Raw genomic sequence first — 17204 nt, forward strand, 5'->3', positions numbered from 1 at the left:
ATTTCAGGCCACGGCGGCGCCCGCGCGTCGATGTTTCGACAGACGCTCCTCCGCTTCCGCCAGCGCTTCAGGCAAACCGCGCAGCACGACGATATCGAGCGCGCGCAGACGCGTTTCCGGGCCCGGCTCGACGCCACGAATGCCGTGCCGCCGGATCGCCGTCACTTCGACGCCAAGCTCGTGCAGTCCAAGCTCCGCCAGCGTGCGACCCACCGCGTCGGCCTTTTCGTCGACCGGGACCGATTGTAGCCGCACCTGTTCGTGGCCGTCCTCGTCGTTCTGGTCGTCGGCGCCGTGGAAATAGCCGCGCAAGAGGCTGTAACGCTCGTCGCGCATTTCCTCGACGCGCCGCACGACCCGCCGCATCGGTACGCCCATCAGCACGAGCGTATGCGACGCCAGCATCAGGCTACCTTCGACGATCTCCGGAATCACTTCCGTCGCGCCCGCTGCGAGCAGCTTTTCCAGATCGGCATCGTCGACGGTCCGCACGATCACGGGCAACGTCGGTTCGAGTTCGTGGATGTTGTGCAGCACGCGCAGCGCGGAGGGCGTGTTCGCATACGTGATCGCAACCGTCGCACAACGATGGATACCCGCCGCGAGCAGCGACTCGCGTCGCCCCGCATCGCCGAACACAACCGATTCGCCCGCCGCTGCAGCAGCGGCCACGCGATCGGGGTCAAGGTCGAGCGCGACGTACGACAGCCCTTCGTGTTCGAGCATGCGCGCCAGATTCTGCCCTGCACGGCCGTAACCGCAGATGATCACGTGTCCGCTCTGCTTCAGGCTCTGCGTCGCAATGCGCGTCATCTGCAGCGATTGCATCATCCATTCCGTCGACGACAGCCGCAGTACGATCCGGTCTGCGTTCTGGATCAGGAATGGCGCGGCCAGCATCGACAGCAGCATGGCGGCAAGAATCACCTGCAGCAACGTGGCATCGACGAGATGCTTGTCGAGAATCAGGTTCAGCAGCACGAAGCCGAATTCGCCCGCCTGCGCGAGACCGATACCCGTGCGCATCGCCACGCCCGGCGAGGCGCCAAAGAGCCGCGACAGCCCTGTGACCATCACCGCTTTCAACAGGATCGGCCCGACGAGAAAGGCGAGCACGATGAACGGATGCTCCCAGATCACGCGCGGATTCAGCAGCATGCCGGTCGTCACGAAGAAGAGCCCGAGCAGCACGTCGCGAAACGGCTTGATGTCTTCTTCAACCTGATGCCGGTAAGGCGTCTCGGCGATCAGCATGCCCGCGATGAACGCGCCGAGCGCAAGCGACAACCCGAATTTATCGGTAATGAACGCAGCGCCGAGCGTGACCAGCAGCAGGTTCAGGATGAACAGCTCCTGCGAGCGACGCCGCGCGACCACGTTGAACCAGCGCGTCATGAAACGCTGTCCGACGATCAGCAGCACGGACAATGCGATCACGATCTTCACCGCCGCGAGACCGAGCGCCTCGACCAGATGCGTCGAATCGCTGCCGAACGCCGCAATGATAATGAGGAGCGGCACCACGGCCAGATCCTGGAACAGCAGCACGCCGAAAATGTTGCGGCCGTGCTCCGTTTCGATTTCGAGCCGTTCGGCGAGCATCTTGCTGACGATCGCCGTGGACGACATGGCAAGCGCGCCGCCCAGCGCCACGCTCGCTTCCCACGTAATGTGCACCCACCGCTGCAGTACGAAGCCGAGCGCAAGCGCGACCCCGATCGTCCCGAGCACCTGCAGCAGCCCGAGCCCGAACACGAGCCGTCGCATCGAACGCAACTTCGCGAGCGAAAACTCCAGCCCGATCGAGAACATCAGGAACACGACGCCGAACGCGGCGAGATTCTGCGCGCCGACCGAATCCGGCACGATCCCGAGCGCATGCGGACCCACGACGATGCCCACCGTCAGATAGCCGAGCATCGGCGGCAGGTTCAGATAGCGGAACACAACGACGCCCGCCACTGAAGCCAGCAGCAGGAACAGCGTCATTTCGAGCGGGGAGATCATGGGAAAACGCGCATCGGGAAAAGCGTCCTCGTTCGTCAGGAACCGTCGCACGCAAACGGCCGTGCGACAAGGTTATGGGGCCCGTGAAGGCAGCGGCCGGGCACGTCCCGCCCGGCGCGGCGAACAAACGCCTTTGCTATACTCCGCGAATGATAGCGAAAATCAATGGCGATCGGGCACTTGCGCTCGCTCGCGACGTGCTCGACATCGAAGCGGACGCCGTGCGCGCGCTTCGCGATCAACTCGACGACGGTTTTGTCGAGGCGATCGACTTTATCCTCAGTTGCCGCGGACGCGTCGTCGTTTCCGGCATCGGCAAATCCGGTCATGTGGCCCGCAAGCTGGCGGCGACGCTCGCAAGCACTGGCTCGCCCGCGTTCTTCGTGCACCCCGCCGAAGCGAGCCACGGCGATCTCGGCATGGTCACCGCCGAAGACGTCTTCATCGCGATGTCCAATTCCGGCGAATCCGAAGAACTCGTCTCGATCCTGCCGCTCATCAAGCGTCTCGGCGCGAAGCTGATTGCCATAACCGGCAAGCCGGCTTCGACGCTCGCGAAGCTCGCGGACGTGCATCTGAACGCCGGCGTATCGAAAGAAGCCTGCCCGATGAATCTTGCGCCGACGGCCAGCACCACGGCCGCGCTCGCGCTCGGCGATGCGCTGGCGGTGGCCGTGCTCGACGCACGCGGCTTCGGTGCCGACGACTTCGCGCGCTCGCATCCCGGCGGCGCACTCGGCCGGCGTCTGCTCACCTACGTGCGCGACGTCATGCGCACCGGCGACGAAATCCCGAAGGTCGGCCACGAAGCCACGCTGCGCGACGCGCTGATGCAACTCACCGCGAAACGCATGGGCATGACGGCGATCGTCGATACGAACGATCACGTCGAAGGCATTTTCACCGATGGCGACCTGCGCCGTGTACTCGAACGTGCCGGTGACTTCCGTGAACTGCCGATCGCCGACGTGATGACAAAAAGCCCGCGTACGATCGGTCCGGACCACCTGGCCGTCGAAGCTGTGGAGCTGATGGAACGGTATCGCATCAACCAGATGCTGGTTGTCGATGAAACAGGCAAGCTCATCGGCGCACTCAACATGCACGACCTGTTCTCGAAGAAGGTGATCTGATGGCCGTCGCCCCGCTTACCGCCACTGAACGCGCGAGCCGCGTGAAGCTGATGATTTTCGACGTCGACGGCGTGCTGACCGACGGTGGTCTGATGTTTACCGCCGAAGGCGACACGATGAAGGCATTCCATTCGATGGACGGCCACGGCGCGAAGCTGCTTCGCCAGGCCGGCATCGATACGGCGATCATCACGGGCCGCAAATCGGGCATCGTCGCCGTGCGCGCGAAGGAACTGAAGATCACACATCTGTATCAGGGCATCGAGAACAAGCCCGAGGCCTTCGCCGAGCTGCTGAAAGAGACCGGCCTGAAAGCCGAAGAATGCGGCTACATGGGCGACGACTGGGTCGACCTCGCCGTCATGCTGAAGGTCGGCTTCGCGGCCGCGCCGGCGAATTCGCATCCAGAAGTGATCGCGCGTGCGCACTGGGTGTCCGAGGCACGCGGCGGCCACGGCGCCGTGCGCGAAGTGTGCGACACGCTGCTGCGCGCCCAGCACAAATACGATGCACTGCTTGCCGCAGCATGTGGTGGCGGCGACCAGCAGGGTCTCGTCGGATGAACCGGTTCCGCCTGACTTCGCTGATTCCGCTCGTCGCGATGGCGGCGCTTGCCGGCATTACATGGTGGCTGCTGCAGGCCACGCTGCCGCCACCGAACGAAGGTGCGCCCCACAAGAAGGCGCACACGCCCGACTACTTCGCCGACAACTTTTCCGTGTCCGAACTCGACCAGTCCGGCTCGACGCAATATCGTCTGACCGCCGCGCGCATGGTGCACTACGAAGACGACGAAGATAGCGATCTGACCCAGCCCGCGATCCGCGCGTTCCAGCCGGGTAAGCCGATCATCACGGCAACCGGTGATCGTGGCAAGGTGAACGGCGATGCATCGATCGTCAACCTGTACGACAATGCGCGAATCCTGCGTGCCGCGGGCATGGGCGATCCAGCCATGCAGGCCGATTCCGAGCATTTCCGCGTGCTGGTCAACGACGATGTGATCGAGACCGAAAAGCCGGTTAAACTTCAACGCGGCCAGTCTGTCATGACGGCCAGCGGCATGAACTACAACAACGTCACCCGGGTTATGCAGCTGTTCGGCAACGTGCGTGGCGCCATCGCCGCGTCCGATAGCGCCGGCGGCTCCCTCAAGCAACCCGGGTAATCCACTCCAGGCGTGACTGCATGAACGAATCGTTCCCTCGTCCAGATACCGGCCGCGCGCATGCGTGGTCCGCGTACCGCGCCGCGCTGGCCGCGCTGCTGGCCGCGTTGCCGCTTGCCGGCTTCGCGCCGCCTGCACACGCCGAGCGCGCCGACAAGGACAAGCCGCTGAATATCGAAGCGGACAACATGACTTACGACGACCTGAAGCAGGTCAACATCTTCACTGGCCACGTCGTGGCCACCAAAGGCACGATCGTCATCAAGGCCGATCGCGTCGAAGTGCATCAGGATCCGCAGGGCTACCAGTATGCGACGGGCACGTCGACCGGCAAGAACCTCGCGTACTTTCGCCAGAAGCGCGAAGGCGTCGACGAATATGTCGAAGGCGATGCGGAGCGCATCGACTACGACGGCAAGCAGGACCTGACCACGCTCACGACACGTGCGACGGTGCGCCGTCTGCAGGGCCTGTCGACGCTGATGGACGAAGTGCATGGCAGCGTGATCACGTACGACGGCCAGAACGATTTCTATACGGCGAAGTCCGGCAAGGACGTCGCGGGCCCGGGCAATCCGACCGGCCGCGTGCGCGCGATGCTCGCGCCGCGTAACGGCGGCCCCGCGCCGCTCAATGGCGCATCAGCCACGCTGACACCGTCCACTCAATTCCCGACGCAAGGCCAGGGAGTGACGAAGCCGTGAACGCACCTGCCCTGCCCAATCGCAAGCCGGCCGGCACCAGCAGTTCGCTTGCCGTTCGCAATCTGAAGAAGCGCTACGGTTCGCGCACGGTCGTGAAGGATGTGTCGCTCGATGTAAAGAGCGGCGAAGTCGTGGGGCTGCTCGGTCCGAATGGCGCCGGCAAGACGACGTCGTTCTACATGATCGTGGGTCTCGTGCCGCTCGACGCAGGCGAAATTGATCTCGACGGCAAGTCGATCAGCCTGCTGCCGATCCATAAACGCGCTTCGCTGGGGCTGTCGTATTTGCCGCAGGAAGCGTCTGTGTTCCGCAAACTCACCGTCGAGGAAAACATTCGCGCGGTGCTGGAACTGCAGCACGAAGACGACGGCAAACGGCTCACGAAAGACGCGATTACCGCACGCAGCGAAGCATTGCTCGACGAGCTGCAGATTGCTCACCTGCGCGAAAATCCGGCGCTGTCCCTTTCGGGTGGCGAACGTCGTCGCGTCGAAATTGCTCGCGCGCTGGCGACCAATCCGAGCTTCATTCTGCTCGATGAACCGTTCGCCGGCGTGGACCCGATCGCCGTGCTGGAAATCCAGAAGATCGTGAAGTTCCTCAAGCAGCGCAACATCGGCGTGCTGATCACCGATCACAATGTGCGAGAAACGCTCGGCATCTGTGACCATGCATACATTATCAGCGACGGCAGCGTGCTAGCGGCCGGCGCACCCAGTGAAATCATTGAAAACGAGAACGTGCGGCGCGTCTATCTAGGCGAGCATTTCCGCATGTAACCGGACACGCGTGTAACGGACGCGTGTAACAGACAGCGAAAACGGCGGTTCCGGCATCCTGCTGGCCGCCGGGCCTGTGTTTCCTCGCTCCAGGACATCCCGGACACTCCAGCGGGCCGCTTCATACGCGCCCGCCAACACCGAAACCGCACAACAGACGTTTTTGCGACTGTTGCAAGGTATCGCGCTCGTGGCAAACTCTCTACAATGAATCTCAACCTGCCATGAAAGCCAGCCTCCAACTTCGCCTGTCGCAGCATCTCGCGCTGACCCCGCAACTACAGCAGTCCATCCGACTGCTGCAGTTGTCTACGCTTGAGCTGCAGCAGGAGGTTTCGATGGCGATCGCCCAGAATCCGCTCCTCGAAAACGAGGACGAGTGGATCGCGAGCCCGCTGCGCGTCGCCGCGGATGGCTCGCTGATCGCGCAATCGCCGGGCAGCGCGCCCGTGCAGGAGCAGATGGGGAGCACGAGTTCGTCTTCGCCCACAACCAGCGAGCGCGCCGAGAACGGCGAGCCGCAGGGCGTCGACGAATACAACGGCCTTGCCTCCGACAGCAATGGCGAGGCGAGCCAGTGGAATCTCGACGATTACGGCCGTTCGGGCACCGCCTCCGATGACGACGATCTGCCGCCCTTGCAGATCCACGAATCGAGCACGAGCCTGCGCGACCATCTGACGGCGCAGCTGCGCGTCACGCAGGCGGGTCAACGTGACCGCGCGCTCATCATCTTCCTGATCGAATCGCTCGACGACGACGGCTATCTCACCGCCACGCTCGAAGAAGTGCTGGCCGACCTGCCGGAAGAACTGGAAGTCGATCTCGACGAACTGAACGCGGCGCTCGCGCTGCTGCACAGTTTCGATCCGGCAGGCGTGGGCGCACGCTCTGCATCCGAATGTCTGAAGCTGCAACTTCTACGTCTTGAATCGTCGCCGACGCGCACGCTCGCGCTCGACATCGTAGCCCACCATCTGGAACTGCTCGCGGCACGCGATTTCACGCGGCTGCGCAAGCATCTGAAGGCAAACGACGACGAACTGCGCGACGCGCACGCGCTGATCCGCTCGCTCGAACCGTTCCCGGGCGCTGCGTACGGCAAGGCAGAAGCGGACTACGTCGTGCCGGACATCATGGTGAAGCGCACGGCACAGGGTTGGACTGCTGAACTGAATCCGGAAGTGGTCCCTAAACTGCGCATTAATCACCTTTATGCGAACATCCTTCGCAATAGCAGAGGCGATCCGGGCAGCGGTTCGTTGCGCCAGCAACTCCAGGAAGCGCGCTGGCTGATCAAGAATATCCAGCAAAGGTTCGAGACGATCCTGCGGGTTGCGCAGGCCATTGTCGAGCGTCAAAAGAGCTTTTTTGTGCACGGCGAAATTGCCATGCGCCCCTTGGTTTTGCGGGAAATTGCTGATACGCTGGGTTTACACGAGTCAACTGTCTCGCGTGTGACAACGGGCAAGTACATGCTCACGCCCTTCGGGACGCTTGAATTTAAGTACTTCTTTGGATCACACGTTTCGACGGACACGGGTGGCGCAGCCTCTTCAACGGCTATTCGCGCACTGATCAAGCAACTGATAGGAGCAGAAGAGCCGAAATCTCCTCTTTCAGACAGCCGCATAGCCGAACTGCTGGCGGAACAGGGCTTTGTCGTGGCGCGACGAACCGTCGCGAAGTACCGTGAAGCGCTGAAAATCCCGGCAGTCAACCTGCGCAAGTCTCTGTAGCCGGTCGCATAGTGTGGCCGGCATTTACCGGCCGCGGCGCGATTGGCGACAAGGCTGGCCGATGCGACCCGTCAACAGCCAGTCATCGGGGACGACTGGGAGACGAGCCGACCGTTCGACCGGCGCTTGCTGGGCCATGCACGCCAAGGCGGCCACTCGCATGGAGAAGCACTATGAATCTGAAGATCAGTGGACACCATCTCGAAGTAACGCCTGCGTTGCGCGAATACGTGATCACCAAACTAGACAAGGTGCTAAGACATTTCGATCAGGTAATCGATGGCAGTGTGGTCCTCTCGGTCGACAACCACAAGGAAAAGGAAAAGCGTCAAAAGGTTGAAATCAACCTGCATATGAAGGGCAAGGACTTATTTGTCGAGAGCGCGGATGGCGACCTGTACGCCGCAATCGACCTGATGATAGACAAGCTGGACAGGCAAGTCATTCGTCACAAGGATCGCCTCCAGGGCCATCAGCACGAAGCGATCAAGTACCAGCCGCTGGCACCGCAAATCGAAGTGCCGCCGCAATAAGGGACCATTAGAAGGATTCCTTCTGGCCTTTCCCGCCAGACCGCCCAAACCGCCCGCTTACGGGCGGTTTTTCGTTGGGCGTAGAGACCGCCGCCGCAGCGTGTCGCGCGCCGCCAGATCCCTCGCAGCAAACCCCGCAGGAAACCTCTCTTTTCATCGATGGCGCGCCGCACCATCCGTGTTCACCCTGTTCTATAATGTTCCGGTTACTATCGGGGTCAATCAGCGGTAGTCCTGCGCTTTCGGTCTCCACCGTCTATCGCCATATCGCCGTGAGCACCTGTTGAACATGGAACGCCACTCAAACGCTACGGCGAGGAGAATCCAGGCCACGTTTCCGCCTGCCAACATGAATCGTCTAGCCAAATATCTTCCCCTCGAGAATGTCGTCGTCGGTCTTGCCGTTACCAGCAAAAAGCGTGTCTTTGAACAGGCCGGCCTGATCTTCGAGAACCAGAACGGCATCGCCCGCAGTACGGTCACTGACAATCTGTTTGCGCGCGAGCGCCTCGGGTCGACGGGGCTCGGCGAAGGCGTCGCGATTCCTCACGGCCGGATCAAGGGCCTGAAGCATCCGCTCGCAGCCTTTGTGCGTCTCTCCGATCCCATTCCGTTCGAATCGCCCGACGGCCAGCCGGTGTCGCTGCTGATCTTCCTGCTCGTGCCGGAACAGGCCACCCAGCAGCACCTGGAAATCCTGTCGGAAATCGCGCAACTGCTGTCCGATCGTGAAGCGCGCGAGCGGCTGCACACGGAAGCGGACCGCGAGGCGTTGCATCGCCTGCTCACTCAGTGGCAACCTTGATGTATTGACGGCGGCGCTCGCCACATACAAGCCCTGCGGCAGCACCAGAACCCTTACCGGCTCGCGCCGGCCGGACCCGCCGCCAACACGGGCCCCAACAGGCTCAGACAGGCCAGGCGCGCGGGCCAGCGGCCCACAACGGAGTCACGGACTCATGGATACGTCCAGCATCAACGCCCAGAGCATTTTCGACGACAACGCCGCCGCGCTGAAACTCAGCTGGCTGACCGGGCATGAAGGCTGGGAGCGCGGGTTTTCGGCGGAAACGGTTGCGTATGCGACCTCGAGCGCGGACCTCGTCGGTCACCTGAACCTGATCCACCCGAACCGGATCCAGGTGCTCGGCGATGCCGAAGTCGAGTATTACCAGCGCCAGGCCGAAGAAAGCCGCTCGCGGCACATGGCCGAGCTGATTGCGCTCGAACCGCCGTTTCTCGTCGTTGCGGGCGGTGTCGCCGCACCGCCTGAGCTGGTGTTGCGCTGTACGCGTTCGTCCACGCCGCTGTTCACGACGCCGATGTCGGCGGCGGCCGTCATCGACAGCCTTCGGCTTTACATGTCGCGCATCCTCGCGCCGCGCGCCACGCTGCACGGCGTGTTCCTCGACATCCTCGGGATGGGCGTGCTGCTCACCGGCGATTCCGGCCTCGGCAAGAGCGAACTCGGGCTGGAACTGATCAGCCGCGGCCACGGCCTCGTGGCTGACGATGCGGTGGATTTCGTGCGCCTCGGCCCGGATTTCGTCGAGGGACGCTGCCCGCCTCTGCTGCAGAACCTGCTCGAAGTGCGCGGCCTGGGTCTGCTCGACATCAAGACGATTTTCGGTGAAACGGCCGTGCGCCGGAAAATGAAGCTGAAGCTGATCGTTCAGCTGGTGCGCCGGCCGGATGGCGAATTTCAGCGCCTGCCGCTCGAAAGCCAGACCGTCGACGTGTTAGGCCTGCCGATCAGCAAGGTCACCATTCAGGTTGCGGCCGGCCGCAACCTCGCGGTGCTGGTCGAAGCCGCTGTCCGGAACACGATCCTGCAACTGCGCGGCATCGACACGCTGCGCGATTTCATGGACCGCCAGCGTCTCGCGATGCAGGACCCGGACAGCCAGTTCCCCGGCAAGCTGATCTGAGCCGGGCCGTGCCGGCGTGATTCCCGCGCACCTCGCGACATAACGGCATCGCGCCACAGGCACGCAGGGTGGATGCTATGATGAAACGAACGGATTTCACGACCTCATGCGCATTATCCTGATCACCGGCATTTCCGGCTCCGGCAAGTCTGTCGCACTGAACGCGGTCGAAGACGCGGGCTACTACTGCGTCGACAATCTGCCTCCGCGCTTCCTGCCGCCGCTCGCCGCCTATCTCAACGAGCACGGACACGAACGCCTCGCCGTCGCCATCGACGCGCGCTCCAGCGCCTCGCTCGACGAAATGCCCGAGATGATCCGCGACCTCGCGCGCGAACATGATGTGCGCGTGCTGTTTCTGAACGCGAGCACGCAATCCCTGATCCAGCGCTTTTCCGAAACACGCCGGCGTCATCCGCTGTCGGGTTCGCCGTCGCACGATGCCGATGTCGGCGTGCTGCGCTCGCTCGAAGAAGCCATCGAGAACGAACGCGAACTCGTTGCCAATCTCGCCGAATTCGGCCATCAGATCGACACCAGCAATCTCCGCGCGAACGTGCTGCGCGCATGGGTCAAGCGCTTCATCGAGCAGGAGCGTGCGGGCCTCACGCTGACGTTCGAATCGTTCGGTTTCAAACGCGGCGTGCCGCTCGACGCCGATTTTGTCTTCGACGTGCGCACGCTGCCGAATCCGTACTACGACCGCGAACTGCGTCCGCTCACGGGTCTCGATAGACCCGTGATCGACTTTCTCAGCGCGCTGCCGGTCGTGACGCAGATGATCGACGACATCCACGCGTTTATCGCGAAGTGGCTGCCGCATTTTCGCGACGACAACCGCAGTTATCTGACCGTCGCGATCGGCTGCACGGGTGGTCAGCACCGCTCAGTGTTTATCGCCGAGACGCTTGCCGCGCGTCTCTCGGGCGAATCGGATGTGATCGTGCGGCACCGCGATGCGCCGCTCGACGTCGGCGAATCTTCGAAGCTGGTGGCTTAACCGGCCGCGTCGCGCGGCCGTAACCTTCAAGCGTTGCGCCATGTCTACTACTCCTGCCGTGATTGCCGATCTGCCGCTCTTCCCGCTGCATACGGTGCTGTTTCCCGACGGCCTGCTGCCGCTGAAAATATTCGAGGCGCGCTATCTGGACATGGCAAGCGAGTGCCTTCGCGAGAAGACGCCGTTCGGCGTGTGTCTGCTGAAAAGCGGCGGCGAAGTCGCGAAGCCCGATGAACCTTCGGTGCCCGAAACCATCGGCTGCATGGCGGAAATCGAGGAATGTGATGTGGAAGCGTTCGGCATGCTGCTGATCCGCGCGCGCGGCACGCAGCGCTTCCGGTTGCTGTCGCACCGCGCGCAGCCGGATGGACTGCTGGTCGGCATGGCCGAGCCGATTGGTGACGACATACCGCTCGAAGGCACCGTACACGTCGAGCGATTCGGCGCGTGTGCGGAAGTGCTGGAGCGGATCATCGCGACCATCCGCGAGCGCGACCCCGAGAGCCTGCCGTTCGCGGAGCCCTTCAAGCTCGACGATCCTTCGTGGGTATCGAACCGTCTGTCAGAAGTGCTGCCTATCGCATTGCGCGCACGGCAGAAGCTGATGGAGCTTCAGGACGCCGGCGCGCGTATCGACGTCGTGCATCACTACATGCAGCAGCATCAACTGCTGTAATGCCGGCGTTCTAAAGCAACGATCCCTGCAATGCATCGAGCAGCTTGCGCACCGGCGCAGGCACGCCGTACGCATCGAGCTCGTGCAGCGCGACCCATACCGTTTCATCGTCACCGACGCCTGCGAGCGTCCTGTCGAGTTCGACCACGCGCGGCTCGATATCCAGCCTGAAATGCGTGAACGTATGCGTCAGCGTAGCGAGCGGCATCACGCTGCCCGAGGCGCCGTATGCCTGCGCACGGTCGGCGAGCACAGCTTCACCGGATGCTTCCGGCAGACTCCACAAGCCGCCCCAGATGCCCGACGGCGGGCGTTTTTCCAGCATCACCGCATCGCCGTCACGCAGAACCAGCATCCACGTGCGACGCGTCGGAATCGTCTTTTTCGGACGCGCAACCGGTAGTTCGCGCTGACGTCCCGTCGCGTTCGCGACGCAATCGACGGCAAAGGGACACCGCGCACAATCCGGCTTGCCGCGCACACATAACGTTGCACCGAGATCCATCAGACCTTGCGTGTAGGCGCTCACGTCATCGTCGCCTGCGTGCGACTCTTTCGAAGGCAATAGCGATTCAGCCAGCGTCCACATCGCGTTCTCGACACGCTTTTCGCCCGGAAATCCTTCGACACCGAACACGCGCGCCAGCACACGCTTCACGTTGCCATCGAGAATCGTCGCGCGCGCGCCGAATGCGAACGACGCGATCGCGGCCGCCGTCGAGCGTCCGATGCCGGGCAGTTCGGCGAGTGCTTCGACCGACGAAGGAAACGCGCCGCCATGTGTTCCGACAACCGCCTGCGCGCAGCGATGCAGATTGCGCGCACGCGAGTAGTAACCGAGGCCTGCCCATAGCGCCATCACGTCATCGAGCGGCGCGGCGGCGAGCGCGGCGACATCCGGGAAGCGCCCGAGAAAACGCTCGTAGTACGGAATGACCGTCGACACCTGCGTCTGCTGCAACATGATCTCGGACAGCCAGATGCGATAGGGATCGCGCGTGTTCTGCCACGGCAGGTCGTGGCGACCGTGCTCGCGCTGCCACGCAATCAGCCGCGCGGAAAAGCCGGACAGGGACGAGGGTACGGTAAGGGATAGAGTGGACATCAGCGCTGGCAGGTCGGGCAGAAGTAAGTGGAACGCTGTCCTTGCACGATCTGTCTGATCGGCGTGCCGCAGACGCGGCATGGCAGCCCGGCGCGATCATAGACGAAATAGTCGAGCTGGAAATATCCGCTGTTGCCATCGCTGCCCACGAAATCGCGCAGAGTGCTGCCGCCCTTCTCGATCGCGGCGGCGAGCGTCAGACGAACAGCATCCGCGAGCAGTTCATAGCGAACCAGCGAGACACGTCCAGCCGCGGTCGTTGGACGGATGCCCGCGCGAAAGAGGCTCTCGGAAGCGTAGATATTCCCTACGCCAACCACAATCTCGCCCGCGAGCAATGCCTGCTTCACCGACACCTTCCGGCCACGTGTTTTGTGGTGCATCAACGCACCGGAGAAGGCCGCCGTAAAAGGCTCAGCGCCGAGACCAGCGAGCAGCGGATGATCGAGCACATCGCCCGCTTCGCGCGGATGCCACAGCACGGCGCCGAAGCGCCGCGGATCGCGATAGCGCAGGATGAATTCGTCGAAGATCCAGTCGATGTGATCGTGCTTCGCCGCGGCCGGCGGATGAGACACATTGCGCAGCACGCGCAGCGTGCCGGTCATGCCAAGATGCACAATGAACCACCCTTCGTCGATTTCGAAGAGCAGGTATTTGCCGCGCCGCTCGACCTTGCGGATCACGCGACCGTGCAATGTTTTTGCAAGGTCGGCCGGGATCGGCCAGCGCAGCGCGGGCGTGCGGACATCGACACGTTCGACGCGTCGTCCTGCTACATACGGCTCGATTCCCCGTCGGGTAACCTCAACTTCTGGCAACTCTGGCATGTCTAACTGGTCTGCAACTTGCGTGGGTGGTTGTGCGCTTATTGTAGCGAGCGCGTTACAATCGTCCGAAACATTGATCGGATTTCCATGAACTTGTCCTTCGTGAAACTGTTTTACCGGTTCCCCGCCTCTGTGTCTCGCGTGCCGCGTGCTGTCTCCGTCCAGCGGATGCTCGGAGCGGCGGTCGTCGCCGCGTGGGCGCTTGTCGCGTTGCCCGCGCACGCGCAGGATCCATCGCCGGATTCCGACGATAGTTCGCTCTCCGTGCAGGATGCGCTCGGCCAGCCGAGCCCCGACGAGCAGAAAAATCTGCCGGCTATTTCGCTTTCCAGCCAGATCGTCTTTCAGGTGCTCGCCGCTGAAGTCGCGTTGCAGCGAAACCAGCCGGCGCCCGCGTACCAGACGTACCTCGCCCTTGCGCGCGACACGCACGACCCGCGCATGGCGCAGCGTGCGACTGAAATCGCGCTCGGCGCGCAAAGCCCGGCCGACGCGCTGGCCGCCGCGCAACTGTGGCAGCAGTATGCGCCGGGTTCGGAACGCGCGGCGCAACTCGACGCGTCGCTGCTCGTGCTGTCCGGCAAGCCTGACGAAGCCGCGCCGCTCCTCGCGAAGGAACTGGCGAAAGTGCCCGCCGACAATCGCGGCAACGCGGTCCTCGCGCTGCAACTGCTGCTTTCGCGCGGCCCGAATCGCATTGGCGGCCTGCACGTGCTGCAGGATCTGCTGAAGGGAGACCTGAACCGTCCGGAAGCACAGCTTGCGATTGCCAGACAGCAGCTCGTCTGCGACGACGCGCCGGGCGCGAAAAAATCGCTCGAACAGGCGCTGGCGATCAAGCCCGACTATCTGCCGGCCGCGCTGACGCTGTCGCAGATGGGTCCGGAAGAGCGCAAGGAAGGCATCGCGTCGCTCGAAAAATATCTGCAGCAGAATCCAAAGTCGCATGACGCACGGCTCGCGCTCGCGCAGATGTATCTCGCCAGCGACCGTCTGGACGACGCGCAGAAGCAGTTCGAGATCATGCGTCACGACAACTCGAACGACCTGACGCCGTTGATGGCGCTCGCGTTGATCAAGATCCAGCAGAAGAATTTCACAGAAGCCCAGACGTACCTCACGCAATACGCAAAGCAGGCAGAGAAGACGCCGGGCGCCGACGCGGGACAGGCGTACATCTACCTCGCGCAGCTGTCGCTCGAGCAGAAAAACGAAGCCGCCGCGAGCGACTGGCTGAACCACATCCGGCCCTCGAGCCAGCAGTACATTCCTGCGCAGATCACGCGTGCGCAACTGCTCGAAAAGCAGGGCAAACCTGACGACGCGCGCAAACTGCTCGCGAGTCTGCAAGCGCCGGATCCGCGCGACCAGTCGCTGATCGTGCGCACCGACGCAGCAATCCTGTTCGATGCGAAACGTTATCCGGAAGCAGAAACGCGCCTCGCGCAGGCGAGCGCCGATTCCCCGGACGACCCCGATCTCGCCTACGACTACGCGATGGCCGCCGAAAAGACCGGCCACTACGACGTGATGGAAGCGCAGTTGCGCAAGCTGATCCAGTCGCAGCCGGACAATCCGCAGGCGTACAACGCGCTCGGCTACTCGCTCGCGGACCGCAACCAGCGCCTCCAGGAAGCCGACAAGCTGATCCAGAAAGCTTCGTCGCTCGCACCGGATGACGCGTTCATCATGGACAGCGTCGGCTGGGTGAAGTATCGCCTCGGCAATAACTCGGACGCGATCAAGGTGCTGCGCAAAGCCTACGACCTGCAACCGAACGCCGAAATCGGCGCGCACCTCGGCGAAGTGCTGTGGAAAACCGGCGACCAGGCTCAGGCGCGCGATGCGTGGCGGCAGGCTCGCAAGCTCGAACCCGACAACGAGACGCTGGTCAAAACGCTTCAACGGTTTCAGGTGAACGATCTCTGATGCGTATTTTCCGCTTTATCCGTCCGGTGACGGCGCCGCGTGGTGCCGTGCTGGGTCTTGCGGCCGCCGCCTGCGTGGCGCTGGCCGGTTGTGCTTCCGTTACGCCGCAAGGGCCGTCCACGTCGAACGCCGCGACGGCCGTCACCGCACAGACCACGCGTGCGTATCACGGCCGCTTCGCAGTGCAATACGTCGACCAGAACGGTCAGCAGCGCAATGCGTACGGCAACTTCCAGTGGCAGGAAACCGGCGACATCGTGAGCCTCCAGCTGCGTAATCCCCTCGGCCAGACGCTCGCGATCATTACGTCGTCGCCGGCTGCGGCCACGCTCGAACTGCCGAACCGCCAGCCGCTTACCGCCGACAACGTCTCGACGCTCATGCAGAATGCGCTCGGTTTTGCGTTGCCGGTCGAAGGGCTTCGCTACTGGCTGCAGCCGTCGGCAGCGCCTACATCGCGCGCGAAGACGGTACCCGATCCACAGCAGGAAACGCGTCTGAAGCAGATCCAGCAGGACGGCTGGACAATCGACTACCTTGCCTACGCCGATGCGCCCGCCACCGGCGTGAAGCGCGTCAATCTGAGCCGCGAGGCTCCGCCTCTCGACATCAAGCTCGTGCTGGACCAGTAAGCCCGTATTTCACCACTCATGATCGAAACAAACAACGCGCTGCGCGAGTGCCTCGCACCCGCGAAGCTCAACCTCTTCCTGCACATCAACGGACGTCGTCCGGATGGCTATCACGCACTGCAGACGGTATTCCAGCTGCTCGACTGGGGCGACACGCTGCACTTCACCCTGCGCCATGACGGCCGCATCACGCGCAAGACGGACATCGCAGACGTGCCGGCAGAACACGACCTGACCGTGCGCGCCGCGACGCTCCTGAAGGCTCACACAGGCACGGGAGCCGGTGTCGACATCGAGATCGACAAGCGTCTGCCAATGGGCGCAGGACTCGGCGGCGGCAGCTCCGATGCCGCGACCACGCTGCTCGCGCTCAACCGTCTCTGGAAGCTCGAACTGCCGCGCATCGAACTGCAGGCGCTCGCATTGAAACTCGGCGCCGACGTGCCATTTTTCGTCTTCGGAAGAAATGCGTTCGCAGAGGGTGTCGGAGAAGCGCTTCAGGTTGTACAATTGCCGCCGCGTTATTTCCTCGTTGTGACGCCAAAGGTTCACGTTCCAACCGCTGCGATTTTTTCAGATAAATCGTTGACAAGAGATACAGAACCCCGCACAATTACGGACTTTCTTGCACAGCAAAGTTGCAGCGCAGAATGGCCTGACAGCTTCGGCCGAAATGACATGCAGCCAGTTGTCGTGGGAAAATACGCGGAAGTTGCGCGGGTGCTGAGATGGTTTGATAACATCGCACCGGCGCGGATGACCGGATCGGGCGCGAGTGTTTTTGCGGCGTTTCGTAGTTTCGGTGAAGCAGAAGCGGCGCAAGCCAGACTGCCAGCCGAATGGAACAGCGCAGTAACTGCAAGCCTCGATACGCATCCACTCTTTGCTTTCGCGGCATAAGGTTTTGCATCGCTGAATGGTCCTACACATCCAGCGGAGCTCAAAGTTAGTGTAGGGGAGTCGCCAAGTTGGTTAAGGCACCGGATTTTGATTCCGGCATTCGAGGGTTCGAGTCCTTCCTCCCCTGCCAAAAATTCTCGC

At 62.7% G+C, this 17204-nt stretch carries 17 protein-coding genes and 1 tRNA gene; 15 read left to right on the forward strand and 3 right to left on the reverse strand.

Going from position 1 to position 17204, the window contains the following annotated elements:
• Positions 1–3 precede the first annotated feature (3 nt).
• The gene (locus tag P3T16_RS29030) at positions 4–2007 is read right to left on the reverse strand and encodes a cation:proton antiporter (protein WP_429254814.1); all 2004 of its coding nucleotides are present in this window, start codon (positions 2005–2007) and stop codon (positions 4–6) included.
• A gap of 149 nt (positions 2008–2156) precedes the next feature.
• On the opposite strand from P3T16_RS29030, the gene kdsD reads away from it, so the two are divergent.
• The 11 genes from kdsD to P3T16_RS29085 all read left to right on the forward strand — a co-directional run bounded on the left by kdsD (position 2157) and on the right by P3T16_RS29085 (position 11667).
• Complete coding sequence (gene kdsD / locus P3T16_RS29035; protein WP_429254815.1) at positions 2157–3140, forward strand: arabinose 5-phosphate isomerase KdsD; 984 nt, start codon at positions 2157–2159, stop codon at positions 3138–3140.
• Complete coding sequence (locus P3T16_RS29040) at positions 3140–3703, forward strand: KdsC family phosphatase (RefSeq protein WP_429344892.1); 564 nt, start codon at positions 3140–3142, stop codon at positions 3701–3703. The genes kdsD and P3T16_RS29040 overlap by 1 nt, the downstream gene beginning before the upstream one ends.
• Positions 3700–4308 carry an LPS export ABC transporter periplasmic protein LptC gene (lptC, locus tag P3T16_RS29045; protein WP_429254817.1) on the forward strand — a complete coding sequence of 203 codons (609 nt, stop codon included), beginning with the start codon at positions 3700–3702 and terminating at the stop codon, positions 4306–4308. Before P3T16_RS29040 ends, lptC begins: the two co-directional genes overlap by 4 nt.
• Positions 4309–4328: 20 nt before the next feature.
• Positions 4329–5012 (forward strand): lipopolysaccharide transport periplasmic protein LptA, encoded by a 684-nt coding sequence (gene lptA / locus P3T16_RS29050; RefSeq protein ID WP_429254818.1) that lies wholly within the window; start codon positions 4329–4331, stop codon positions 5010–5012.
• Positions 5009–5791, forward strand: coding sequence for an LPS export ABC transporter ATP-binding protein (lptB, locus tag P3T16_RS29055; protein WP_429344893.1), 783 nt, complete (start codon positions 5009–5011; stop codon positions 5789–5791). The genes lptA and lptB overlap by 4 nt, the downstream gene beginning before the upstream one ends.
• A gap of 224 nt (positions 5792–6015) precedes the next feature.
• Positions 6016–7530: an RNA polymerase factor sigma-54 gene (locus tag P3T16_RS29060; RefSeq protein ID WP_429254820.1), complete on the forward strand. Its 1515-nt coding sequence runs from the start codon at positions 6016–6018 to the stop codon at positions 7528–7530.
• A 173-nt stretch (positions 7531–7703) separates the two neighbouring features.
• Positions 7704–8063, forward strand: coding sequence for a ribosome hibernation-promoting factor, HPF/YfiA family (hpf, locus tag P3T16_RS29065; RefSeq protein ID WP_429254821.1), 360 nt, complete (start codon positions 7704–7706; stop codon positions 8061–8063).
• Positions 8064–8352: 289 nt separating this feature from the next.
• Positions 8353–8868 (forward strand): PTS sugar transporter subunit IIA, encoded by a 516-nt coding sequence (locus P3T16_RS29070; RefSeq protein WP_429254822.1) that lies wholly within the window; start codon positions 8353–8355, stop codon positions 8866–8868.
• Between the two features lie 154 nt (positions 8869–9022).
• Positions 9023–9991, forward strand: coding sequence for an HPr(Ser) kinase/phosphatase (gene hprK, locus P3T16_RS29075; RefSeq protein WP_429254823.1), 969 nt, complete (start codon positions 9023–9025; stop codon positions 9989–9991).
• Between the two features lie 106 nt (positions 9992–10097).
• Complete coding sequence (rapZ, locus tag P3T16_RS29080; protein ID WP_429344894.1) at positions 10098–10991, forward strand: RNase adapter RapZ; 894 nt, start codon at positions 10098–10100, stop codon at positions 10989–10991.
• Positions 10992–11031: 40 nt separating this feature from the next.
• On the forward strand, positions 11032–11667 hold the full coding sequence (locus tag P3T16_RS29085) for an LON peptidase substrate-binding domain-containing protein (RefSeq protein WP_429344895.1): 636 nt from the start codon (positions 11032–11034) through the stop codon (positions 11665–11667).
• Between the two features lie 10 nt (positions 11668–11677).
• On the opposite strand, the gene mutY is transcribed toward P3T16_RS29085, so the two are convergent.
• The gene (mutY, locus tag P3T16_RS29090; protein ID WP_429344896.1) at positions 11678–12772 is read right to left on the reverse strand and encodes an A/G-specific adenine glycosylase; all 1095 of its coding nucleotides are present in this window, start codon (positions 12770–12772) and stop codon (positions 11678–11680) included.
• Positions 12772–13602, reverse strand: a complete 831-nt coding sequence (mutM, locus tag P3T16_RS29095) for a bifunctional DNA-formamidopyrimidine glycosylase/DNA-(apurinic or apyrimidinic site) lyase (protein WP_429344897.1) — start codon at positions 13600–13602, stop codon at positions 12772–12774. The genes mutY and mutM overlap by 1 nt, the downstream gene beginning before the upstream one ends.
• An 87-nt stretch (positions 13603–13689) precedes the next feature.
• Between mutM and P3T16_RS29100 the strand changes: the two genes are divergently transcribed.
• The 4 genes from P3T16_RS29100 to P3T16_RS29115 all read left to right on the forward strand — a co-directional run bounded on the left by P3T16_RS29100 (position 13690) and on the right by P3T16_RS29115 (position 17193).
• Positions 13690–15531 carry a tetratricopeptide repeat protein gene (locus P3T16_RS29100; protein ID WP_429344898.1) on the forward strand — a complete coding sequence of 614 codons (1842 nt, stop codon included), beginning with the start codon at positions 13690–13692 and terminating at the stop codon, positions 15529–15531.
• Positions 15531–16163, forward strand: a complete 633-nt coding sequence (lolB, locus tag P3T16_RS29105) for a lipoprotein insertase outer membrane protein LolB (protein WP_429344899.1) — start codon at positions 15531–15533, stop codon at positions 16161–16163. The genes P3T16_RS29100 and lolB overlap by 1 nt, the downstream gene beginning before the upstream one ends.
• An 18-nt stretch (positions 16164–16181) precedes the next feature.
• Positions 16182–17063, forward strand: a complete 882-nt coding sequence (ispE, locus tag P3T16_RS29110) for a 4-(cytidine 5'-diphospho)-2-C-methyl-D-erythritol kinase (RefSeq protein ID WP_429344900.1) — start codon at positions 16182–16184, stop codon at positions 17061–17063.
• A 53-nt stretch (positions 17064–17116) separates the two neighbouring features.
• Positions 17117–17193 (forward strand) — tRNA-Gln (locus P3T16_RS29115).
• The last annotated feature ends 11 nt before the right edge of the window (positions 17194–17204 follow it).

The organism is Paraburkholderia sp. GAS42 (genome assembly GCF_050436565.1).
GTDB lineage: Bacteria > Pseudomonadota > Gammaproteobacteria > Burkholderiales > Burkholderiaceae > Paraburkholderia.